Origin of the sequence: Bacillus sp. THAF10 (assembly GCF_009363695.1) — a bacterium.
Taxonomy (GTDB): Bacteria; Bacillota; Bacilli; order Bacillales; family Bacillaceae_I; genus Sutcliffiella_A.
Window position 1 is genome coordinate 1,030,564 of the sequence record NZ_CP045403.1, and the last position, 23,294, is coordinate 1,053,857.

19 protein-coding genes are annotated in these 23,294 nt (G+C 39.4%); 16 read left to right on the forward strand and 3 right to left on the reverse strand.

What is annotated here, in order from left to right:
• Window positions 1-109: 109 nt before the first annotated feature.
• Both FIU87_RS05550 and FIU87_RS05555 read left to right on the forward strand, forming a co-directional pair.
• Window positions 110-1,645 (forward strand): bifunctional GNAT family N-acetyltransferase/carbon-nitrogen hydrolase family protein, encoded by a 1,536-nt coding sequence (locus FIU87_RS05550; RefSeq protein ID WP_152443658.1) that lies wholly within the window; start codon window positions 110-112, stop codon window positions 1,643-1,645.
• A 327-nt stretch (window positions 1,646-1,972) separates the two neighbouring features.
• A complete protein-coding gene (locus tag FIU87_RS05555; RefSeq protein ID WP_152443659.1) occupies window positions 1,973-3,061 on the forward strand; it encodes a polysaccharide deacetylase family protein in 1,089 nt (362 codons plus the stop codon).
• 143 nt (window positions 3,062-3,204) lie between these two features.
• On the opposite strand, the gene FIU87_RS05560 is transcribed toward FIU87_RS05555, so the two are convergent.
• Together FIU87_RS05560 and FIU87_RS05565 are read right to left on the reverse strand one after the other, a co-directional pair.
• The gene (locus FIU87_RS05560; RefSeq protein WP_152443660.1) at window positions 3,205-4,122 is read right to left on the reverse strand and encodes an aldo/keto reductase; all 918 of its coding nucleotides are present in this window, start codon (window positions 4,120-4,122) and stop codon (window positions 3,205-3,207) included.
• Between the two features lie 132 nt (window positions 4,123-4,254).
• On the reverse strand, window positions 4,255-5,154 hold the full coding sequence (locus FIU87_RS05565; protein WP_152446427.1) for an EamA family transporter: 900 nt from the start codon (window positions 5,152-5,154) through the stop codon (window positions 4,255-4,257).
• A gap of 482 nt (window positions 5,155-5,636) precedes the next feature.
• Here FIU87_RS05565 and FIU87_RS05570 point away from each other — a divergent pair, with 482 nt between their 5' ends.
• Both FIU87_RS05570 and FIU87_RS05575 read left to right on the forward strand, forming a co-directional pair.
• Complete coding sequence (locus tag FIU87_RS05570; protein ID WP_253905520.1) at window positions 5,637-6,158, forward strand: sigma-70 family RNA polymerase sigma factor; 522 nt, start codon at window positions 5,637-5,639, stop codon at window positions 6,156-6,158.
• Complete coding sequence (locus FIU87_RS05575) at window positions 6,151-7,458, forward strand: DUF4179 domain-containing protein (RefSeq protein ID WP_152443661.1); 1,308 nt, start codon at window positions 6,151-6,153, stop codon at window positions 7,456-7,458. The genes FIU87_RS05570 and FIU87_RS05575 overlap by 8 nt, the downstream gene beginning before the upstream one ends.
• A 52-nt stretch (window positions 7,459-7,510) precedes the next feature.
• Here the strand turns inward: FIU87_RS05575 and FIU87_RS05580 are convergent, their stop codons facing one another.
• Window positions 7,511-7,930 carry a DUF4395 domain-containing protein gene (locus tag FIU87_RS05580; protein ID WP_152443662.1) on the reverse strand — a complete coding sequence of 140 codons (420 nt, stop codon included), beginning with the start codon at window positions 7,928-7,930 and terminating at the stop codon, window positions 7,511-7,513.
• 234 nt (window positions 7,931-8,164) lie between these two features.
• Here FIU87_RS05580 and FIU87_RS05585 point away from each other — a divergent pair, with 234 nt between their 5' ends.
• From FIU87_RS05585 to FIU87_RS05640, 12 genes are all read left to right on the forward strand, one after another.
• On the forward strand, window positions 8,165-8,845 hold the full coding sequence (locus tag FIU87_RS05585; protein WP_152443663.1) for a transaldolase family protein: 681 nt from the start codon (window positions 8,165-8,167) through the stop codon (window positions 8,843-8,845).
• A 72-nt stretch (window positions 8,846-8,917) separates the two neighbouring features.
• Window positions 8,918-9,595 carry a DUF4867 family protein gene (locus tag FIU87_RS05590; RefSeq protein WP_152443664.1) on the forward strand — a complete coding sequence of 226 codons (678 nt, stop codon included), beginning with the start codon at window positions 8,918-8,920 and terminating at the stop codon, window positions 9,593-9,595.
• 39 nt (window positions 9,596-9,634) lie between these two features.
• Window positions 9,635-11,413 (forward strand): solute:sodium symporter family transporter, encoded by a 1,779-nt coding sequence (locus FIU87_RS05595; RefSeq protein WP_152443665.1) that lies wholly within the window; start codon window positions 9,635-9,637, stop codon window positions 11,411-11,413.
• A 12-nt stretch (window positions 11,414-11,425) separates the two neighbouring features.
• Entirely contained in the window at window positions 11,426-13,468 is a 2,043-nt protein-coding gene (locus tag FIU87_RS05600) for an alpha-glucosidase (protein ID WP_152443666.1), read from the forward strand.
• Window positions 13,469-13,594: 126 nt separating this feature from the next.
• On the forward strand, window positions 13,595-14,938 hold the full coding sequence (locus tag FIU87_RS05605; RefSeq protein WP_152443667.1) for a sulfoquinovose isomerase: 1,344 nt from the start codon (window positions 13,595-13,597) through the stop codon (window positions 14,936-14,938).
• Between the two features lie 43 nt (window positions 14,939-14,981).
• Window positions 14,982-15,704, forward strand: a complete 723-nt coding sequence (locus FIU87_RS05610) for a GntR family transcriptional regulator (RefSeq protein WP_152443668.1) — start codon at window positions 14,982-14,984, stop codon at window positions 15,702-15,704.
• A 16-nt stretch (window positions 15,705-15,720) separates the two neighbouring features.
• Complete coding sequence (locus FIU87_RS05615) at window positions 15,721-17,151, forward strand: aldehyde dehydrogenase family protein (RefSeq protein ID WP_152443669.1); 1,431 nt, start codon at window positions 15,721-15,723, stop codon at window positions 17,149-17,151.
• A 141-nt stretch (window positions 17,152-17,292) separates the two neighbouring features.
• Entirely contained in the window at window positions 17,293-18,195 is a 903-nt protein-coding gene (locus tag FIU87_RS05620; RefSeq protein WP_152443670.1) for an AEC family transporter, read from the forward strand.
• Window positions 18,196-18,393: 198 nt separating this feature from the next.
• The gene (locus FIU87_RS05625) at window positions 18,394-19,119 is read left to right on the forward strand and encodes a GntR family transcriptional regulator (protein ID WP_152443671.1); all 726 of its coding nucleotides are present in this window, start codon (window positions 18,394-18,396) and stop codon (window positions 19,117-19,119) included.
• A gap of 147 nt (window positions 19,120-19,266) precedes the next feature.
• Window positions 19,267-19,824 carry a glycerol-3-phosphate responsive antiterminator gene (locus FIU87_RS05630; RefSeq protein WP_152443672.1) on the forward strand — a complete coding sequence of 186 codons (558 nt, stop codon included), beginning with the start codon at window positions 19,267-19,269 and terminating at the stop codon, window positions 19,822-19,824.
• 21 nt (window positions 19,825-19,845) lie between these two features.
• Window positions 19,846-21,336, forward strand: a complete 1,491-nt coding sequence (gene glpK, locus FIU87_RS05635) for a glycerol kinase GlpK (protein WP_152443673.1) — start codon at window positions 19,846-19,848, stop codon at window positions 21,334-21,336.
• Window positions 21,337-21,540: 204 nt separating this feature from the next.
• Window positions 21,541-23,196: a glycerol-3-phosphate dehydrogenase/oxidase gene (locus FIU87_RS05640; protein ID WP_253905571.1), complete on the forward strand. Its 1,656-nt coding sequence runs from the start codon at window positions 21,541-21,543 to the stop codon at window positions 23,194-23,196.
• Window positions 23,197-23,294: the final 98 nt, after the last annotated feature.

Here is a 23,294-nt window from a genome sequence, read left to right on the forward strand (position 1 = left end):
CAAAGCCTATCATGAAGGCATAGTTGTTTTGGTATGATAAAATTGGGGAATATAATATTGGGCTCTCTGGCCCACAAAATGAGTTTACATACGTTCAGGAGATGAGAGCATGTCTAAAATTGATTTATCTAAGTTTGAAAAAAAAATGATTATCCGAAACATAGAAATGAAAGACATAGATGATATTATTGCGCTTCAGCATTTATGCTTTCCTGGTATGGAACCTTGGAAACGAGAGCACTTGGAAAGTCACTTAACTATGTTTCCAGAGGGTCAGCTTTGTGCGGAGTATGATGGGGAAATCATCGGATCTTGCTCAAGCCTACTAATAAACTTTGATGAGTATGATGATCGCCATACCTGGGATGACATCACAGATGAAGGCTATATTACCAACCACAATCCAGACGGCTACAATCTGTATGGAATTGAGATTATGGTCCACCCCGAATATCGCCGCATGAAGGTTGGTCACCGAATGTATGAGGCACGTAAGGATTTAGCAAGACGTCTTAATTTAAAAAGTATCATTATCGGTGGCAGAATTCCTTTCTATCATAAATACGCGGACGAAATGTCACCACGAGAATATGTGCGTCAGGTGATGCGTCATAAAATTTATGATCCTGTACTATCCTTTCAGCTATTAAATGAATTTACCTTAATGAGGATCAACCCAGGATATCTTCCAGATGATATGGCATCAAACAAATATGCAACCTTAATGGAATGGAACAATGTTGAATACATTCCGCAAACAAAGCGTCACTTTAAAACAAGCTTCCCTGTTCGTATTTGTGTGGTTCAATATATGATGAAATCCATTAATTCCTTTGATGAATTTGCCACACAGGTGGAGTATTACACGGATGTGGCATCTGACGCTGGAGCGGACTTTGCTGTTTTCCCGGAAATATTTACAACACAGCTGATGAGCTTTTTAAATGAAAAAATTCCGTCCAAGGCGGTGCAACGTTTAACAGAATACACGGAAGAATACATCCAGCTTTTCACAGACCTTGCTGTGAAGTACAACGTCAATATTATCGGTGGTTCCCATTTCGTAGAAGAGGATGAAAAGGTCTTTAACATCGCGTATTTGTTCCGCCGCGATGGAACCATTGAAAAGCAGTACAAAATCCATATCACGCCAAACGAACGTAAATGGTGGGGAATTAGCAGAGGAGATAGCGTCCGTGTATTTGATACCGACTGCGGAAAAATTGCCATCCAAATCTGCTATGACATCGAATTCCCAGAGCTTGCCCGAATTGCAACAGAAAAGGGAGCCAATATCATTTTTTGTCCATTTAACACCGAAGACCGCCAAGGCTACCTACGAGTACGTTATTGCGCGCAGGCTCGTGCGGTGGAAAACCAAATCTATACCGTTATCGCCGGAACGTGTGGTAACCTGCCACAGGTAGAAAATATGGACATCCAGTATTCTCAATCCGCTATCTTTGCACCATCCGATTTTGAGTTTGCCCGTGATGGCATCGTTGGCGAATGTAATCCTAATATTGAAATGGTGATTATTGGGGATGTGGACCTTGAAATTCTGCGTCGTCAGAGACAATCAGGAACCGTACGTCAGTTGAAGGATAGACGACGAGATGTTTATGAGATAAAGTATAAAAAATAAACGGTATACCACATGAAAGCACGTGAGGGAGATCATTTCTCCTCGCGTGCTTTTTCAATTTCTTAAGGCATTGACGAAAAGATGTTCTTATTCATAAAGGCCATATAATGGAAGATAAAAGACTTGGAAGCAAGATAATAGCAAATAAGGTTTAGAAAACTGGCAGAATAGCCTTACAAAAATTATTTGGTACTCCGCTGTGAATTTTTCAGCACTTCCACTCTAAATTAATGCCTTCTATTTTTTCCATTAAAAAACTGTTTTGTAATTTATGATTTGTTGATAAAATCCTTTTTGTGAGAAAAAGAAAATACCCAGGGGGAAACAATGATTAAAGTTAACAACATAAAAGGGAAAAGATTAATTTTGGCCAGTCTTCTTATTACCTTCATCATAACAGGCCTATTTAGTGCAGCGCCAGCAAACGCTGCAACAGTATCATCTGCCTACTTTTCTGTCGATGGTCAACTTATCAAGTCGACCTATTTTATGCAAAATGGCCGTGTGATGGTACCAGATCTATTTTTCAAGCATACAGGTGCTTCTGTTGACAAAAATGAAAAATACAATTCTATTGCTGTTGAAAGAAATAATATTGTCGCTCTACCATTGGAAAAGACCTACATGGACTACTACGTGAAAGAAAAAAATAAATGGATTCGTGAATACCTTGCAACAACAACAACTGTTATCAATGGTCGTCCGTACATTCCATTATTGGTAACTGCCCAAAAATTAGGCATGACCGTTTCCTACGATTTTAAAATTAATCGAACCTTTATTCAAACTAACACTCCAGTTGAGAATAAGCCTATCGCTATTGAAAAAGGCGATACCACCGAAAAGAAAATTGCCTTAACTTTTGATGATGGCCCAGACAAAGTTATTACACCTCAACTACTGGATATCTTAAAAGAAAAAGGTGTATCAGCTACGTTCTTTGTAGTTGGAAAGCAAGTTTCTTATTTTCCGCAGTTGACGAAAAGGATGGTAGAAGAAGGGCATACCATTGCAAATCATACATGGGATCATCCTGAATTATCCAAACTGTACACGTCTCAAGTCATCCAACAGATTACATCTACTAATGAAATCGTGGAACGGGTAACAGGAGTAAAAGCCACTTTATTTAGACCACCTTACGGAGACTATACAGCAGCTGATGCCCTCGTATTTGATAAGCTGGGATTCAAAAACATCATGTGGTCTATTGATACAATCGATTATAGCGGTAAATCAGCAGAGGAAATACTGAGCATCGTGCATAGGGATAAATCGCCAGGAGCAATTGTCCTCCAGCACAACTTTCAAAACTCTAAATTACAAGGAACTGTTGATGCGCTACCTCAGATGATTGACCAATTAAGAGCTGAAGGCTATGAATTTGTAACAATTGACCAATTGTTAGCAAAATAAATTGTTTTATATATTAAAAAGGAGCCAAAGATAAAATGTTTGGCTATTACGAGGTCCAAAAAAATAAGGTGTTCCACTGAAAAACTAAGCCCCCTTTTTCAACAAAAAGGGGGCTTGATTTTTAGATATAAAACACATAAAGATTAAGGCAACACATTTCCAGCCGCACGATAGATGCCATACCACTCTTCACGAGTAAGATGGATGTCACTTGCCTTACAGCAATCCTTTAAACGTTCTTCATTCATCGTACCGATAACCGGTTGCATGTTTGCGGGATGACGAAGTAGCCACGCGATAGCGATGGTTGTATTGTTTACTTCATATTTGCTGGCGATTTCATCAATTTTTTGATTCAATTCAGGAAATTTGTCGCTCCCAAGGAATACTCCTTCAAAGAAACCATATTGGAAGGGAGACCATGGTTGTATCGTGATATCGTTGAGTCTGCAATAATCAAGGATGCTGCCATCTCTGTTCACAGCCGAGTGATTGTCCATGTTCACATTAAATCCATTGGAAATCATATTTGCGTTCGTAATACTTAATTGAAGTTGATTAGCAACGATTGGTTGTTTCACAGACTTCTTAAGTAACTCGATCTGCATTGGATTTTGATTGGAAACACCAAAGTGACGAACTTTTCCTGAACTTTCAAGAAGATCGAAAGCTTCTGCCACTTCTTCTGGTTCAACCAGCGTATCGGGACGGTGTAGCAAGAAAACATCCAGGTAATCTGTATTCAATCTCTTTAAGATTCCGTCAACGGAATGTAGAATATGTTCTTTTGAAAAATCGAACATTCCTTCTCGAATCCCACACTTCGATTGCAGGATAACTTTTTCACGAATGTCATCGTTCATATGGATAGCATCAGCAAAAATTTCCTCGCATGCGCCACCACCATAAATATCTGCATGGTCAAAGAAATTTGCACCAAGTTCAAGTGCTGTTTGCACAAAGCGCTCAGCTTTGGCTTTATCCAGAGAATTAATTCGCATACAGCCGACTGAAACAACCGGCACCTCTAAATTGCTGTTTCCAAGCTTCATAGTCCTCATCACATTTCCTCCTCGTTTGTCTTTGTGCAATTTCATTTGGAACATCCTCACACTGGTGTCGAAAATATGTATACGACAGATTTAAAAATTACATCTATCCTTTTTGTATTTTGACACACAGGGATATCGTTTTCAAGAAATCACTCGAGGTGTTGAGGGAGGTATTTTCTCCTCAGTTAGGTTACTGATAACAATTCCCCCTAAAATTAGAACAACCCCAAACCATTGTAATGACGCTATTTCTTCTGAAAGTACAAGGGCAGACATAATAATGGCAACGGGGAGCTCAGAAGCTGAAAGAATCGTGCCAAGTCCAGCTCCAACGTGTGGCATACCAAGTGAAAATAGTAATGGTGGCAAAACCACACCAAATATTCCTAAAGTTACTCCGTAAGGTATCACCCCAGTAAGGGTCGTTATATCAAGAAGAAATACAGGTGGAAATAATATGAAAGTGACAATCATGCCTCCAGTTGAGAGAAGGGCACTTTTTTGAATAGCTGGAACATCCTTGCCAATAATACTGCTCAAAAAAATGAAGCTGGAAAAAGTTATCGCAGAAAGGATTCCCCACAAAGCCCCCTGCAAGGAAACAGAATGTATGTCCTCTACAAAAAGTCCTGCTGCAAATGTTGATCCAGCAAGGAGAATCACTATTGAAACTACCTTTCCTGATGACGGCTTTCTTTTATAAACAATCCATTCGATTAAGGAGCCAATCCAGATAAATTGAAATAGAAAGATGATGGCTAATGAGGCATCGAGTGTCTGTAAAGACTGATAGTAAAGTAGACCGGTTAATCCCATGGGAATACCAGCCAACAATATGATTCCGGCTTGTGAGAATTTTATTTTGGTTTTCTTACCGAATCCAGCCACCAGCCAAATAGTCAAGGTCCCAAACAATACCTGACTTCCTGTAACCTCCCCTATCGAAAACCCTGCAGAATATGCGAGTTTTACAAACGTGGATAAGATTCCAAGGCTGCAGCCTCCAATAAAAACAAGTAAAGCATAATGCCAAGTCTTCATCATAAATTCCCTCTTTCCTAGTATTGAAAAAACAAAAAGCCACACGACCGTCGTAAGACAATCGTGTGGCGAAAATAGAGTTACCTCTAGAAAAATCCACAAATGAAATTTTATTATTGAGTTTATAAATGGAATTATAATTGAAAAAATTATTTTTTACAATAGAAAATCTCATGCCCTTTTTTGGTGATAAATAACTTATAAAAAAACTTAAACGTTAAATAGATTGTTAATAAAAGTATTTGGTACCAGTAATAGAGGGGCGTGATATTACTAAATTTAAGAAATATGAAACTAGCTTTAACCAAAATTTTTCAGATTCAGCAGCGATAACTTTCCTACCAATTTGATTGGAAACTTTGGAGAGTATTCTTGAGAATTAGAATGGCGCTCTATTTTTTATAGGGAAAAATTTATCAATCTAAAAACTTTTTTCAATCTTTACGGTCTAATATATAGGTATAGGGTTAGGAGGAGAGAATTTGGATATAGAACAATTAGTGAAAAAAGCCATTAAAGGCGATGACGATGCATTTTTACAGCTCATTCAGCTGTTTAAAATCGATTTATATAAAACAGCACTATCTTATTTAAGGAACGATCAAGAAGCGCTAGAGGCTGTTCAGGAAGTCACATATCGAGCATACAAAGGAGTTCGGAAAATAAAAGAACCTGCTTATTTTAAGACCTGGATCATCCGAATAATGATTAACTATTGTAATGATCAGCTAAAAAAGAAGAAGCGAGTGTTGAATGATGAGGAGATTCTAAAGTCTCAGGGGGTTTCAGAGAATCATAGTAGGCTAGAAATAAAAGACGCTATGCTTAGTCTTGATGAGCGATCGAGAGAAATTCTGACCTTAAAGTATTTTCATGACTTGAAGATAAAGGAGATCGCCGATTCGATGCAATGCCCTGAGGGAACGGTGAAAACGTGGCTGAATAAAGCACTTAAAGCTCTACGTGAAAAGCTCGAGGAGAAAGGAGGAAATATTAATGTTTAAGAGAGAAGAGGAACAGTTGAATCATTTAAAGCAGGATTTAGAAAACATCCCTGTTTCACTTGATTCGCTAGATAAAGCAATCATGGCAGGGTTTGATCGAGCGAAAACAGATGAAAGAAAGCTTTCTAGAAAAAAGAAAGGCTTCTATAGCTTTCTTGTTGCAGCAGTTCTACTCTTTGGATTGTTTTCTACCATTCGAGCTTCACCTACTTTTGCAAACTATATTTCCGAAATTCCCGGCATGGAAAAGATTGTGGAGTTAATCAGGGATGATAAAGGGAGGATTGCTGCTGTTGAACATCAATACTATCAGGAGATTGATGCGTCTGATAAAAATGGTAGCCTAGAAGTAACGATTGATGGAGCCATATCCGATGAAATGGGAATCGTCCTTTTTTATACATTGGAATCAGACAAGAAGATAAATGGGATTATGATTGATGAGGTGAACATTAAAGCTCAAAACGGCACCCCTCTTGATATGAAATCTATTTCCCTAGGGAGACCAAATAAAACAGATGAAAAGGAGCACTCATTAAGTGGTACGATTGAGTATTTTTTTGATAAGCCTCTAACAGCTAAGACGTATGAGGTAGAATTAGAGGTGGAAGGAAAACAGTTCTCCATACCGTTTACACTTAATGAATTTAAAGGTAAAAAAGAATACCCTGTTAACCAAACGTTGGAGTTAGAAGGGGAAAAGATAAATATTGAAAAGGTGACCATCTATCCCCTTAGAGCGGCGGTTCATTTGAAAATGGACCCAAAAAATAAAAAGCATATTCTGCATCTAGAAGACCTTCGCCTTATTGATGAGAACAATGAAGTATGGGGGAAGATTTCTAATGGGATTACGGGGACAGGTGAAAAAAATTCAGAACAGGAAATCTATTTGCAAAGCAACTATTTTAAGGAGCCTAAAGAATTGTATCTTGTTTTAAACAAGGCTCAAGCGGTTGATAAAAATAATGCAGAGGTTATAGTGGATATAGAAAAACTCGAGATCCTTAACCAGCCTTCTGGAAATATTCTGGAGAATGTTAGGGAAGAGTATGATGAACTGGTTTTTGACTTTCGGACAAAAGAGGAATTCAACTATTTTATGTTCAACAAAGTGACGGATGCACAAGGAAAAGAACTAGAATACTCTTCCTCAACATTGAGCTCTTTTTATGAAGAAGGTTTGAGCAAATTAGGGATGAATTTGCCTGAAATAACGAGTGCTCAAAATCCGATTACAATGGAAATTTCGTATTATCCTCAATGGATTAAAGGAAATGAGAAAATTAAAGTGAAGTAATAAGAAAGGTGGACCAATTAAGTCAGGTCCACCTTTCTACTTAAAACAACCTTTAAGCTTTCGCTCTCCGATACTTGTATTGTTGCCACTGATATCTCATAAAACATCCTACACAAAACCCCATCAATGCAACTGCTGACGCAACTCCAACCATAATGGAAAAGGCATAACCAACAAAAGCATTACCAACATAAAATCCAATCAAAGACAATCCTAGACAAGCAACGGCTATTGTTTGGTTAAATTGTAGCTGTGCTATTTCTTCTTGTGGATAGGAAGTAACAGGGTTTCTCAAAAATTTCCTAGCTACAATCAAGACTGGATTTCTCCCCAAAATAAGCCCTGATAAGCCGGCTAGTAAGGGTAAAAACATAATGTAATAGAACCCGGACACTAAAGCCAAGATAACAGACGATAAAATAAACCACTGGTTAAAGGTAACTAATGGTTTGGGTATGGTTTTACTTTTCATAACGCATTAATCCCACCTGTATAATCGGATATTTGTTAATGATATCATACTCGAAATAGGGTCCAATGTGCAATTTTAATTTTTGGTAAATTTATCTGAAAAATTTATGAATAAAAACTCTTGCAAAATTGAATACGTTTTCTTATTATGTATTTAAAGGTAATAACCTTTTGTAAAAGGTAACAATATTATTATCATTTTAGAAACATCCAAACATTTTAGGAGGGAAATAGAATGAAATATTTTTTAGATAGTGCAAAAATTGAAGAGATTCGTTATGCGTATAAGAATTGGGGAATTGATGGGGTTACCACTAATCCAAGACATATCATGAACAGTGGCAAGCCATTTTTAACAGTTTTAAAAGAATTAGGGGAAGAATTTAAACATGTAGAGAATTTTCCAATCTCCGTTGAAATCAATCCGCATTTGGACAATCCTGAAGACATGGTACGTGAAGGAAAAGAGATTGCTAGTTTATCAAACAATTTCATCATTAAAATTCCTTGCACAGAGCCTGGTCTTATTGCTGCGAAAAGATTGGAAGAAGAGGGAATCCGTACAAATGTAACGTTAGTATTCTCACCTTCTCAAGCTTTACAGCCTGCTAGAGTCGGAGCAAAATTTGTTTCACCATTCGTTGGTTGGAAAGAAAATAGCGGAGAAGATACTGCGCCTTACATTCAAGACATTGTAGATATTTACAAAATGTACAATGTAGAAACGGAAATTATTGTTGCAGCTCTAAGAAACGGGAAACAGATTGCGGACGCAGCTAAAGCGGGAGCGGATATTGTGACATGCGGATTTGATGTTTATAAAACAAGCTTTGCTCATCCATTTACAGATTACGGATTAGGTGTGTTCCGTGATGCATGGGATAACACAGCAAAGGAATTAGAAGAAGTAAAGTAACGTCTTTGAAGGGGCTCTCCAAACAAGGAGAGCCCGCCTAATATAACGGTGGGACTATAGGAGAGTTGTAGAATGTCTAAGCTTGAGTTGTTAAAATCCTTAAATGCAAATCTATCCATTTTCCATACGGATGATAAAGAATTCATACCTTTTGGTAGAATAGTAGAAGAATTTGATGTTTCGAATTATTTTAACTACATGACAAATACGGAAATCCCAAAGGAAGGAAATGTCTATATGGCATCGATTTCTGAAATGGAACACGATGCTACTTCGAGCAAGATCAAGGACAATTTCTTTGGTGGAATGGATATCCAGGTAGGCTATTGTAATGGAGTAAATTCCACTTTAAATGGATTAGAATATCATAAATCCAGCGAAATAAATGTGGCATGTACTGATATGGTGCTTCTACTTGGGAAGCTCCAAGATATTGCTAACAATACTTTTAGCAGTGAAAATGTAACCGGTTTCTTTGTGCCAAAAGGAAAAGCGGTTGAACTTTATGCGACCACGCTCCATTTTGCTCCTTGCAAAGTGCAGGACGAAGGGTTTAAAACAGTTGTTATTTTACCAAAAGGTACGAATGAACCTTTAGAAGAAGGACTGGAAAGAAAGTCAAAAGAAGACGAGCTGTTGTTTATGAAAAACAAATGGCTTCTTGCACATCCGGAAAGAAAAGTGCTCATGGAAAAAGGGGCACACCCAGGAATTAATGGAGTAAATATCGAAATTTTCTATAAATTGTAAACGCTTAAATACCTGTTTGATATCGAAGGGGTGACAGATATGGGGATGTCTAATGTCCTTTTTACTTTATTATCATGTATGTTTTTTATGGGTCTAGTAGCTTGGTTTTCTTATCTGAAAACAAGAGGAGAAGTAAATGATTCCACTGGTTACTTCTTGGCAGGTCGGGGATTGACAGGTATGTTTATTGCAGGTTCCTTGTTGCTGACAAACCTCTCTGCTGAACAATTGGTCGGCCTTAACGGCGCATCTTACGGGAAAAACATGACCAATATGGCGTGGGAGGTAACAGCTGCCTTTGCTATTACCATCATGGCTTTATATCTGCTTCCGAAGTATTTAGGTGGAGCTTTTACCACCTTACCAGAATTTTTAAGCACCCGATATGACGAGGGTGTTAGGCGCTACACCGTTATTTTATTTATGCTAGGGTACATTCTTGTAACGATACCATCTACACTTTATTCTGGTGCCTTGGCTATCTTGAAGCTATTTGATGTGCCAGAACTGCTTGGAATATCCTATGGTCAGTCTGTTTGGTTGATTATCTGGGTAGTAGGGATCATTGGAGCGGTTTATGCCATTTTTGGAGGGTTAAAGGCAGTTGCCGTTTCAGATACGATCAATGGAATAGGGTTGCTTGTCATTGGGGTGTTGATTCCAATCCTGGGCTTTATCGCACTTGGAAACGGAAGCATGGTAGAAGGAATGAAAACCATCGCCCTGACACATCCTGAAAAATTAAATGCTATAGGCGGAAGTGATGATTCGGTACCGTTTGGGACCATTTTTACAGGGATGATATTTGCTAACCTCTTCTATTGGGGGACAAATCAATATGTCATTCAACGTACTTTAGGAGCAAAGAGCTTATCTGAAGGTCAAAAAGGGGTTATTTACTCCGGCTTTTTCAAATTAGCCATTCCATTATTCATGATGATACCGGGAATCATTGCGTTTCATTTATATGGAGGGAATTTTGAATCCGTAGATTTGGCTTACCCAGCACTTGTTGCGGACCTGTTGCCTACATACATGTCTGGATTCTTCTTGGCTGTATTGCTTGGAGCAGTGTTCAGTTCCTTTAACTCTTTATTAAACTCAGCTGCAACAATGTTTGCACTAGATATTTATAAACCAACAATGAATCCTAATGCAACTGATGAACAACTTATTAGAATCAGTAAAATTTTCGGAGTGCTCATTGCCCTTGTATCGTTCTGTGTATCGCCCCTATTAATGGAAGCGTCTACAGGACTTTGGGATTTGATTCGTCGTTTTACAGGGTTCTTTAATATTCCAATCATTACAATTGTCTTAGTAGGATTGCTTTCTAAGCGCGTTCCAGCATTAGCGGCAAAAGTGGTAGTCATTTTCCACGTGATTACGTATTACATGCTTGTATGGGGGACAAATCATCTGTTTGGATTTACAGTGGATTTAAACTTTATCCATATTTATGCGATTCTGTTCTTTGTAGAGGCAGGAATCATGCTGCTTATTGGAAATATTAAGCCATTGAAAACACCATATGTGTATAAAAAGAATGCAAAAGTAGAGCTTACACCGTGGAAGTATTCTTTATTGACAACCGTTATTCTACTAACACTTGTGGTGATGACGTATGTGGTCTTTTCGCCAATCGGTCTAGCTTACGAATCTGCTATTGTTTCACCATATTTCTGGCCGATAATCGGTGGTGTACTTTTAATATCCATTATCATGAGTTATTTTTCCATAAAGGTATGGTACAAAAAATACGAAAGCTATCTTGATAAGAAGCAAGAAGAGCTACTCAATAAAAAAAAATCAGCTTAAGGGGGATATCTCATGGCAACTTCCACAAAGATTGAAACAATGAGAGTAGTAACAGAGAATAATCGTTTAACTGTTACTTGGAGAGGGGAGGAGATCCTTCATCACTCTCCTGAATCTCCCTTCCTTTTTGTAGGAAAAGGACAGGAAAACGTTAAAATGTTTCGAGGGAACTTTGACATTAAGGATTATGTTACAGAGCGTGTAGCTCTTCCGTTTATTATTGTCAGAAACAACGATAACAATGGTGTAGAAATAGATTTCACAAGTTATCCCGATGGCCCATCGGTTGTAACGGTACAATTAGTGCAAAGTACAGATGAAATAAAGCTTGTTTTTCAACAAGCAAACAAGGACATCAATCGCTTCTGGCTTCGCCTCAAGGCAAATAAAGAGGAGAAAGTATATGGATGTGGCGAACAGCTTACCCACTTTAACATGAGGGGGAAGAATTTCCCTCTTTGGACCTCTGAACCTGGAGTTGGAAGGAATAAAAGCACCTATGTAACGTGGCAGTCAGATGTAACGGGAATGGCAGGTGGAGATTATTATCATACCAATTACCCTCAACCGACTTTTGTTTCAAGCAGAAAATATTATTGTCATGTGGAAACGACAGCTTATGCAGATTTTGATTTTAGAAATAATGCATTCCATGAACTTCAGATTTGGGAAATGCCAAAAGAAGTGGTTCTTGAAGGGGCAAATGATTTTATAGAATTAGTTGGAAAAATCACGGATCGCTTTGGACGTCAGCCAGAGCTACCAGAGTGGACGTATAATGGTATTTGGTTAGGTATACAGGGAGGCACAGATGTCGTCGAAGAAAAGGTTGAAAAGGCATTGGCCAAAGGGGTCAAGGTTGGTGGAGTCTGGTGTCAGGATTGGCAAGGTATTCGGATGACTTCTTTTGGAAAACGTCTGATGTGGAATTGGCAGTGGAATCCTGAAGTGTATCCGAATCTGGACACAAAGATTCATGAATGGAAAGAAAAAGGAATACGCTTTCTAGGGTATATCAACCCTTATGTAGCAGTGGAAGGTAATTTATTTGCAACAGCCAAAGAGAAAGGATATTTGGCATTAAATGAAGAGAATGAAGTCTACTTGGTGGATTTTGGTGAGTTTTATTGTGGAGTGGTTGACTTTACAAATCCGGAAGCAGCGAAATGGTATAAAACGGTCATTAAAGACAATCTTATTGGTTTTGGCTTGGACGGATGGATGGCTGACTTTGGAGAGTACCTACCTACAGATGTGAAGCTGCACAGTGGGGAAGACCCAATGAAAATGCATAATGCCTGGCCGACCATGTGGGCGAAAGTCAACTATGAAGCGGTTGAAGAGGCAGGCAAGCTAGGCGAAGTTGTGTATTTCATGAGAGCAGGCTATACAGGCATTCAAAAATACAATACCTTACTTTGGGGTGGAGACCAGAGTGTTGATTTTACCATAGATGATGGTTTAGCTTCTGTCATCCCTGCAGCCCTATCAGCAGGGATGCTTGGAAATGGATTACATCATAGTGACATTGGAGGATACACGAGCCTGTTTGGCAATAAGAGAAACGAAGAGCTTTTACTTCGTTGGACAGAGCTTGGAGCGTTCACTCCAGTTATGCGGTCACATGAAGGGAATAGACCATATGACTGCTTCCAATTTGACGACACAGATCGTTCTTTCAATCAATTGGCAAAAATGACTACGGTATATACAGCCTTGGCTCCATATACAAAGAGCCTAGTGAAGCAGAATGCAGAAATGGGTACTCCTGTACAACGCCCTCTTTTTATGCATTACGAGCATGATGAAGAAACCTATGTTATTCAGTATCAATACATGTATGGTGAAGATCTTCTTGTTGCTCCTGTGTATGAAGAAGGGGTATCAACATGGGATGTGTATCTTCCACAGGATGAATGGGTTCATGTATGGAGTGGACAAGAATTTACAGGTGGGGACATTACAGTCGAAGCTCCAATTGGTGAACCGCCGGTATTCTTCCGAAAAAATTCTAAATGGGCAGAGTTATTTGGTAAATTAAAAGAAATAAAATAACAGAACAGGGACTGCTTTTTTACACAAACAGTCCCTTTCTATTAAATTAAAAGGTTACGATATTTACAAAAAGGTAGTAACCTATGTTATACTCAATGTAAGCCTACTCATAAAGGGGAACTAATCATGCTAACTAACAATCTTTTATATGTACCTATTGGAAGAAAAACATTTGATCTAGAAGCTGGTGAAGCATACCGCCTTCAGAGCTCGGAATGGTTGAATGCAACCTGTAAAAAGGTAATTGAACCAAAAGGCATTTTAACCTCTGTAGAAGAATTAGAAGTATTCTTAGAAGAAGCAAAAAACGAAAAAATTGATACCATTCTTTATCAAAGTGTCACGTTTGCAGATGGTGAATTCATGGTAGAAATATTAAAAAATCGAACAGAACCTGTTATTGTTTGGTCTGTCAGGGAACCAAGTGTAGGAGGGCGCTTACGCCTAAATTCATTAACAGGCGGTAACAGCACCAGTAATGTGTTGCGTAACCATAACCACACATTCGCCTTTGTTTTTGGAAATCCAGATGAACAAACGCTTCAAGAAAAATTAACCAAACAATTAAAAGTAACGAAAGTACTTGCTCAATTAAATGATCTCACCATAGGTGTAGTTGGAGAGCATCCACCAGGATTCTTTTTCTCCGATACGAACGAACAGGAACTAAAACGTGCACTTGGTGTGAACTTATACAAAATGGACCTGCAAAAAGCATTCAAAGAATGTATGGAGCTTCCAAAAGAGGAGTGGCTACCTGCCATTGAAAGAGCAGAGCAGCAAGTCATCGGATTAAATCGCTCTGATGAAACCGTAACGAAGTTCGCACAATTCTCCACTTATGTTAAAAAGCATATTGAAACAAATGATATTCAAGCAATTGCCGTACGCTGCTGGCCTGACTTTTTCAATGATTTGGGAGCTGCTGCTTGCTCTACCCTGTCTCAGTTTACAGAAGATGGTGTTGTTTCATCCTGTGAGTCCGACATCCATGGCTCTGTTTCTATGTTTGTTTTACAACAACTGAGCGGTGGAAAAGCGCCTTACCTTGGAGACCTCGTCCATGTAAATGAAGAGAATAATTCTGTTGTATTTTGGCATTGTGGCGCAGGATCCTATTCCTTAGCGCGAGAAGAAACTGGTGCAACAGCTGGAGTTCACCCAAACAGAAAACTTGGATTCACGATGGATTTTGGATTAAAAGCTGGTGGTGTCACTATTTTTCGAGTGAGTCATACACCAGAGGGGTACCGATTATTGATCATGAAGGGAGAAGCGCTTGACTCTCCTCAACATTTCCAAGGTACTTCTGTGGAAGTGGCCTTACAAAAAGATGTAACAGAGACGTTATATGAGGTGATGAATGAAGGGTTTGAGCCCCATTTTGCCTTAGTATACGATGATGTGGTGGAAGAACTTGTAGAGCTTGGAAGAATGCTTGGAATCAAAACGGAGATTTATGGCTCGTAAAAAGAGTTTACTTGTTTAAGGGAACAACAAAGGGGTTACTAATATGCAACAACATAGCAACAAACAAGGAGCACTTTATCTTCAGATCAAAAAAACGCTCATTCATCGTATCCAAGAGAAGATTTGGCTTCCTAATAAATTAATACCAACGGAACAAGAGTTGATGAAAGAGTTTGAGGTTAGTAGAACAACTATCAGACAGGCAATAAGCATGATGGTTCAGGATGGATTATTGGAGCGCCAGCAAGGACGAGGGACGATTGTCAAATCGCAACAGCTTGTCGGAAGCTTAGGAAGATTAAAGGGGTTTGCAGAGGAAGTGTTGGAGCGAGGATTAACACCCTATTCCAAACTTTTAAGGGCTGAATTTTCCACGAGTTTATATCATGAAAAAGCGATGCTGCAAACCGAGGAGCCCTCTATTCTAGTGATTGAGAGAATTCGGTTTGCAGATGACCTTCCGATAGCCTTTGAAAGAAGCTGCTGGCCAGAATCGATTGGCGAAATGCTGATGAAAGAAGAGCTGAATGTAGCAAATTTCTATCAAATACTTGAGAGAAATGGTGTCGCCTTACGGAAAGCAAACGAACGGATATCTGCGATGAATGCCACGATGCATGAAGCAGATCTGCTTGGAATTAGGGCAGGAGAAGCCCTAATTGAGATGACAAGACTAAGTTATGGACTCGATGACAATCCAATTGAGTACACAAGAACGAAATTTCGAAGTGATCAATACCACTATAATGTGGAACTAACAAGATGATAAAGGGGCTGCTAATATGACAACAACAACTTTCTCCACTCACGAATTATATATCAATGGACAAAAAGTAGAAACGAAGGAAACCATGCCAGTATTGAATAAATACTCTCAAGAAATTGCCTACCATGTTGGTGTTGCAGAGCAAGCACATGTTGATGAAGCTGTTCAAGTAGCAAAAGCTTCTCTAAAAGAGGAGTTCCCTCCTTATCAGCGTTATCAAGTTTTGTTGAAAGCTGCCAAGCTCCTATTAGCAAAAAAAGAAGAGTTTGCTAGAGTATTGGCAACCGAAGTAGGCAAGCCGATTAACGAATCAAGAGGAGAAGTAGAGCGGGCAGCACAGACCTTGGAAATTTCTGCAGAAGAAGCAAAACGAATTCATGGGGAAGGTGTTCCCGTCGAGGCTGCACCAGGTTCTGAAAACCGCATGGCATTCACACTGAAGGTACCAGTTGGAGTTATTGCAGCGATTACACCTTTCAACGTGCCTCTAAACCTTGTTTGCCATAAAATTGGCCCAGCATTAGCAGCAGGAAATAGTGTTGTATTAAAGCCTGCGGAAGTGACACCTGTTTGTGCCTATATGCTAGCGGAAGTACTTATAGAAGCTGGATTACCTAAGGGACGCTTACATGTCATCACTGGTGATGGCCCAAGCATCGGGGATTGGTTATTAGAAAATGAGGATGTTAACATGTTCACTTTTACAGGAAGTCCACGAGTGGGTGAGTTGATTCGTCAAAAAGCTGGTCTTAGAAAAGTAGCATTAGAACTTGGTAACAATTCAGCAACAGTAGTACATTCTGATGCGGATTTAGAGCTTGCATCTTCCATGGTCGCCCAAAAGAGCTTTAATAATGCAGGTCAAGTATGTATTTCTGTCCAACGTGTGTATGTGCATGAGGATGTTATCGATACATTCGTTCAAAAACTTAAAGAGAAAACGGAAAAACTGGTAGTTGGCAATCCTTTAGAAGAAACAACCGCTATCGGTCCGATGATCCGTTTAAGCGAAGCAGAGCGTGTGGAAGCTTGGGTCAACGAAGCTGTGCAGCAAGGGGCAAATGTGGTAACAGGTGCGAAAAGGGATGGAGCTTTCTATTATCCTACCATCCTTACAAACGTACATGATGATATGAAAGTATGCCGTCAGGAGTTATTTGGTCCAGTCGTATCTGTCGCACCTTATAAAGAAAAAGAGGAAGTCATCGCGAAAGTGAATGATTCTGAATACGGCTTGCAGGCAGGCTTGTTTACGAAGGACTTGGGCTTTGCCATGAAGGCAGCCAAAGAAATTGAAGTGGGCGGATTAATAGTCAATGATGCATCTGCGTATAGAGTGGATCATATGCCTTATGGTGGCGTGAAGAGAAGTGGAACTGGAAAAGAAGGCCCTAGATATGCAATTGAAGAAATGACAGAAGAGAGAATCGTCGTATTTAATTTATAATAATAGTTGATTGTTAACACTTGTGTTGAAGTCACCGCAATCATATTATTAACTAGTATGATAAAGTAAAAGGATGGCCTGGCTCGGTTTGGTGGAGCCAGGGCTTTTCCATTTTTAACAAGAGGATTGAGGCGAAAAGGTTTGGGTTTTTTACAAGTACTACTACCTGTATTTATGATATTTTCAATAGGATTTATCGGACAGAAGACATTGGGGTTTGATACAAAAACCTTATCTAAGATGGCTCTGTACTTGCTGTCTCCCGTACTGGTATTCCGGACCTTTTATACAAATGCATTTAGTAGTAACCATCTGTACATTATTTTATATACGTTTCTTTTATGCTTTGCACTAATAGGATTTGTGCATCTACTTTCTTGGTTAAAGAAATTTACTAGGGCGGAAACATGTGGAATGATTCTTGCTGCAAGTTTCATGAACAATGGAAACTATGGTACTCCTGTCGCTTTATTACTATTTGGCGCTGCAGGCTTTGAATATGCCATTGTATTGATGGTCGTTCAATCTCTACTAATGGGTACAGTGGGAGTGTACTATGCAGCGAAGGGCAGCCCGGATAATGCAGGCGTGAAAACTGCTTTACGAGCCGTAGTAAAAATGCCTATTCTTTACGGGGCCATTACCGGATTGTCCTTTCAATTTCTCTCCATTCCCGTTTCTACTTCTATAATGGAAGCAGTGGACCTTGTTGCAAATGCAACCGTTCCTGTAATCATGGTTATATTAGGGATGCAATTAGCTAAAATATCTATTAAACAAGCATCCAAGGAAAAATTGGCTTATGCCATTGGAATTAAATTGTTTCTTTCGCCTTTCATTGCTTTTGGTTTAACCTTGATACTGCCTGTGGATCCTATGGTCAAGCAGTTGATGATTATTATGGCCGCTATGCCCACTGCTGCTAATACCACAATGTATGCCTTGGAATTTAATACAGAGCCGGATTTTGTTTCGAGTAGTACGTTGATTAGTACCTTGTTGACGATCATAAGTTTACCCGTCATGTTTTGGATCGTGTTATAGAGTCAGTTTCCTATTAGGGAGGCTGGCTCTCTAATGGTTATAGCCGATCTGTTCCTTCAACGTTCCTTTGTTGCAGGTATGACTGCTGGTTCTGTTAAGGGATAAGATGTTTTGCAATAAATGGTAATGACGATACTATCTTTTACAGTTAGAACATACTATAATAGAAGAAGATAGGTAAAAGGAGTGTCGGCAAAAGTGAAAATAAACCATAGCAGTCCTGTGCCGCTTTATCATCAAATTAAAGATATATTGGTGAAAAGAATTGTCGATAAAGTATGGGGACCAGGTGATTTGATTCCCACAGAACAGGAACTGATGAAAGAATTTGATGTAAGTAGAACAACGATTAGGCAAGCTATTACATCTATGGTGCATGATGGATTATTAGAGAAAAAGCAAGGAAAAGGTACCACAGTCAAATATCAAAAGTTAGTAGGTTCATTAGGCCGTCTAACTGGATTTGCAGAAGAAGTGATGGAAAAAGGTCTCCTGCCACATTCCAAATTATTAAGAACCGAATTCAGAGACGACCTTTTTATAGAGAAAGCAAAACTCCATTTAGGTGATAAAGAAAAAATATTAGTGATTGATAGAATTCGTTTCGTGAACGATCTCCCTATTGCCCTAGAACGTACATGTTGGCCGGAGGAAATAGGAAATATATTATTAAAACACGACCTAAACAACGCTAAATTCTATCAAATATTAGAAGAAAACGGCGTAATGTTGAAAAAAGCAAAAGAAAAAATATCCGCTGTCAACTCTACGCTTCATGATGCTGATCTTCTAGGTATAAGTGGTGGACAAGCTTTACTAGAAATGACTAGAGTAAGCTATGGCATAAATGATAAGCCAATTGAATTTGCAAAAACCAAATACCGCTCAGATCAATATCAATACCAGGTAGAACTAACGAGATAATTTATGAAATGTCACAGCGCTAAGTAATAGTCTGTGACTTTTTTTCTGCAAAAAGGTTGTAACGTTAATACAAAACGTATTAAAATGTAGATAAGAAAATGTAAGCGTTCTAACAATACTCGATTATCATTGAATTGAGGTAAAACGATGACATTCCAAAACCAAACCGTCCTCCCAGCTGTAAAAAACGGCAAGACGCTTGAGAGATTTTTACAGAGTAGCTATGAATATGGGGTAATCTTAGACAGTCAACTATCGCAAATACCCAGTTATATAAATGCAGCGAAAAAAGGCAATAAAAAATTGTTTGTCCATGTGGATCTAATCCAAGGCATAAAAAATGACGAGCATGCAGCGGAATTCCTGTGCCAAAGCTTAAAACCAGCAGGACTGGTCTCAACTAGAGCTGCTGTAATAGCCAAAGCTAAACAAAGGGGCATCTACGCGATACAACGTCTCTTCTTACTTGATTCCAACGCAGTGGAAAAAAGTTATCAAGTTATTGAAAAGGTCCAGCCCGATTTTATTGAAGTATTACCTGGGGTTGTTCCTCACATGATTAAGGAAGTAAAAGAGAAAACAGGCATTCCTGTATTTGCCGGAGGGTTGATTCGTTCTGTTACAGATGTTGACAGAGCTATAGAAGCAGGTGCAACAGCAGTTACCACTTCTAAACAGGACCTATGGGAGCATTATTCAAAGTAAAGAAATAGGAGAGTGCTAGAAATGGATAAGTATATTTTATCATTAGACCAAGGAACCACTAGCTCGCGCGCCATTCTATTTAATAAAAAGGGAGAGCCGGTGTATATTGCGCAAAAGGAATTTCAACAATATTTTCCTAAATCGGGCTGGGTGGAGCATAATGCAAATGAAATATGGAGTTCCATTTTGTCTGTCATTGCATCGTGCTTATCAGAGTCCGGTATTAAACCTGAGCAGATTGCTGGTATTGGTATCACCAACCAACGAGAAACAACAGTTGTCTGGGACAAACAAACGGGAAAACCGATCCATCATGCGATTGTTTGGCAATCGAGACAAACAGCTGCTATATGTGAAGAATTGAAGGAAGCTGGACATGAACAGACTTTCCGCGATAAAACAGGTTTATTAATTGATGCCTACTTTTCGGGGACAAAGATAAAGTGGCTGCTAGATCATGTAGAAGGGGCCCGTGATCGTGCGGAAAAGGGAGAGTTGCTTTTTGGCACCATTGATACATGGTTAATCTGGAAGCTTTCAGGCGGGAAGGCGCATGTGACGGATTATTCCAATGCTTCAAGAACCCTTATTTACAATATTCACGAATTAAAATGGGATGAAGAGTTATTGGATATTTTAGATATCCCCTCTAGTATGCTACCAGAAGTAAAGCCATCATCGGAAATTTATGCACAAACAGTGGATTATCATTTCTTTGGGCAGGAGGTCCCGATAGCTGGTGCTGCAGGAGACCAACAAGCAGCGCTGTTCGGGCAAGCATGCTATGAAGAAGGGATGGCAAAAAACACCTATGGAACAGGCTGCTTTATGCTGATGAACACAGGCGAAAATCCTATCGAATCTAAGAGTGGTCTGTTGACAACGATTGCCTGGGGGCTTGATGGGAAGGTAACCTATGCGCTTGAAGGCAGTATTTTTGTTGCAGGTTCTGCCATTCAATGGCTTCGTGATGGCTTAAGAATGTTTAAGGATGCCGCTCAAAGCGAGGAGTATGCAACCCGTGTTGAGTCAACAGAGGGTGTGTATTTAGTGCCAGCATTCGTTGGACTCGGAACGCCTTATTGGGATAGTGACGTTCGAGGTGCGGCTTTTGGTTTAACGAGAGGAACATCTAAGGAGCACTTCATTCGTGCGACATTGGAGTCACTGGCATATCAAACGAAGGATGTTTTAACAGCGATGGAGCAAGACTCAGAAATTTCTTTAAAGGCTCTTCGAGTCGATGGAGGAGCGGTGAAAAACAATTTTCTCATGCAATTTCAGAGTGATATGCTTCGGGTAGGTGTGGAGCGGCCTTCAATAAACGAAACTACTGCGTTAGGTGCGGCTTATCTTGCTGGACTTGCAGTGGGCTTTTGGAACGACAAAGAGGAAATTGCGTCACAATGGCAAATGGAAGCAAGCTTTGATGCGCAAATGGCAGAAGAAGAACAAGAGAAGCTTTATGCTGGGTGGAAAAAAGCAGTTAATGCGACTATGGCTTTTAAATAGTCTTTGCATATGATATAGTATAAATAAGTTAATATTTCGGTTGGAGATTTGGAGAGACCACAGAACATATTCAAAGCGACATTTATGCTTTGAGGATGTTTCCTGTGGTCTCTTTTTGTATATATATTAATAAGAGGGATGGAGGCACCGACATTGAAAAAATTACATTTTGCTAGTTTTAACAGAAGCCTTATTTTAAAAAAAATGACAGAAAAAACATACGATGTCCTTGTGATTGGCGGTGGCATTACCGGAAGTGGGATTGCTTTAGATGCTGCAAGCAGGGGCATGAAGACTGCCGTTGTAGAAATGCAGGATTTTGCAGCGGGAACATCCAGCCGTTCTACTAAACTCGTTCATGGTGGCCTACGCTATTTAAAACAATTTGAGGTTAAAATGGTGGCTGAAGTTGGCAAAGAGCGGGCGGTGGTTTACGAAAATGGTCCTCATGTCACCACACCAGAATGGATGCTGTTGCCAATTCAAAAGGGTGGAACGTTTGGGAAATTCTCTACTTCTGTAGGCTTACGGGTCTATGATTTCTTAGCAAATGTAAAAAAAGCAGAACGACGGAAAATGTTAAGCGCTGAGGAAGCGTTACAAAAAGAGCCACTTCTTAATAGAAACGGATTAAAAGGTGGGGGACTTTATGTGGAATACCGGACAGATGATGCCCGCCTCACAATTGAAGTGTTAAAAGAAGCAGTAAAGCATGGAGCGGAAGCCGTTAATTATGCGAAAGTGGAGAAGTTGCTATATGAGAATGAAAGAGTAGTGGGCGCAAGAGTAACCGATCAACTTTCAAATAAAACCTATAGTATCTATGCGAAAAAAATTGTCAACGCCGCAGGGCCTTGGGTAGATAACTTAAGGGAAATGGATGGCAGCAAAAAAGGGAAGCATCTTCAGCTAACAAAAGGAATTCATTTAGTGTTTGATCAGTCCAAATTTCCGTTAAAACAAGCGATATATTTTGACACAGAGGATAAAAGGATGATTTTTGCCATCCCACGTGACGGAAAAACCTATGTTGGCACGACAGATACCGTTTATAAAGAAGACATGGTACACCCAAGAATGACAAGAAAAGACAAGGAGTATGTACTGTCTGCAATCTCGTACATGTTTCCATCCTTGGCGCTGAAAGAAGAGGACATTGAATCGAGCTGGACTGGGTTAAGACCGTTGATACATGAGGAAGGAAAGTCGGCTTCAGAGATATCTAGGAAGGATGAAGTGTGGGTTTCAGAGTCAGGACTTATCACCATTGCGGGCGGCAAATTAACGGGTTACCGGAAAATGGCGGAAATGGTAGTTAATCTAATAAATGAGCAAGTGAAAAAAGAAGCTGGAAAAGCATTCGGAAACTCCAAAACAAAAAACATGCCAATCTCAGGCGGTGATGTTGGGGGCTCCAAAAACCTTGCAGTATATATAAATCAGCAAGTAAAAAAAGGCATAGAATCTGGATTCACGGAAGCACAAGCGAAGAAGCTTGCAAAAATGTATGGCTCTAATGTTAATAAGTTATTTACCCTTGGAGAAGAGCATGCAGAAGATGCAAGAAAAGCCGGAATTTCTCTTGATGTTTATGCACAGATTCTGTATGCAATTAGAGAAGAAATGACAGCTACCCCTCAAGATTTTTTTATCCGCAGAACAGGGGCATTGTTTTTCGACATAGCATGGGTACAAAAATGGAAAATGAAAGTTCTTGATGTGATGGCAAGTGAACTGGTTTGGTCTAGAGAACAAAAACAAAAGCACCTCCATGTTTTAGAGCAGCATTTACTGGATGCAGTGAACGCAATAGATGAAGAGGACTTACCCAAAAGCAAACGGACCAACAAAATAAGCTAAAAGGAAGGAGTTGCTTAAGGCAATTCCTTTTCTTTTTTAGTATAATTACAAGTGAAAACGTTCACGTACGCGTTTTTTGTCAAAATTCGACGTATTTT

Coding starts and splice junctions, on each gene's coding strand:
- FIU87_RS05550 (WP_152443658.1), top strand. CDS start 110: ATGTCTAAAATTGATTTATCTAAGTTTGAAAAAAAAATGATTATCCGA.
- FIU87_RS05555 (WP_152443659.1), top strand. CDS start 1,973: ATGATTAAAGTTAACAACATAAAAGGGAAAAGATTAATTTTGGCCAGT.
- FIU87_RS05560 (WP_152443660.1), bottom strand. CDS start 4,122: ATGAGGACTATGAAGCTTGGAAACAGCAATTTAGAGGTGCCGGTTGTT.
- FIU87_RS05565 (WP_152446427.1), bottom strand. CDS start 5,154: ATGAAGACTTGGCATTATGCTTTACTTGTTTTTATTGGAGGCTGCAGC.
- FIU87_RS05575 (WP_152443661.1), top strand. CDS start 6,151: ATGTTTAAGAGAGAAGAGGAACAGTTGAATCATTTAAAGCAGGATTTA.
- FIU87_RS05580 (WP_152443662.1), bottom strand. CDS start 7,930: ATGAAAAGTAAAACCATACCCAAACCATTAGTTACCTTTAACCAGTGG.
- FIU87_RS05585 (WP_152443663.1), top strand. CDS start 8,165: ATGAAATATTTTTTAGATAGTGCAAAAATTGAAGAGATTCGTTATGCG.
- FIU87_RS05590 (WP_152443664.1), top strand. CDS start 8,918: ATGTCTAAGCTTGAGTTGTTAAAATCCTTAAATGCAAATCTATCCATT.
- FIU87_RS05595 (WP_152443665.1), top strand. CDS start 9,635: ATGGGGATGTCTAATGTCCTTTTTACTTTATTATCATGTATGTTTTTT.
- FIU87_RS05600 (WP_152443666.1), top strand. CDS start 11,426: ATGGCAACTTCCACAAAGATTGAAACAATGAGAGTAGTAACAGAGAAT.
- FIU87_RS05605 (WP_152443667.1), top strand. CDS start 13,595: ATGCTAACTAACAATCTTTTATATGTACCTATTGGAAGAAAAACATTT.
- FIU87_RS05610 (WP_152443668.1), top strand. CDS start 14,982: ATGCAACAACATAGCAACAAACAAGGAGCACTTTATCTTCAGATCAAA.
- FIU87_RS05615 (WP_152443669.1), top strand. CDS start 15,721: ATGACAACAACAACTTTCTCCACTCACGAATTATATATCAATGGACAA.
- FIU87_RS05630 (WP_152443672.1), top strand. CDS start 19,267: ATGACATTCCAAAACCAAACCGTCCTCCCAGCTGTAAAAAACGGCAAG.
- glpK (WP_152443673.1), top strand. CDS start 19,846: ATGGATAAGTATATTTTATCATTAGACCAAGGAACCACTAGCTCGCGC.
- FIU87_RS05640 (WP_253905571.1), top strand. CDS start 21,541: ATGACAGAAAAAACATACGATGTCCTTGTGATTGGCGGTGGCATTACC.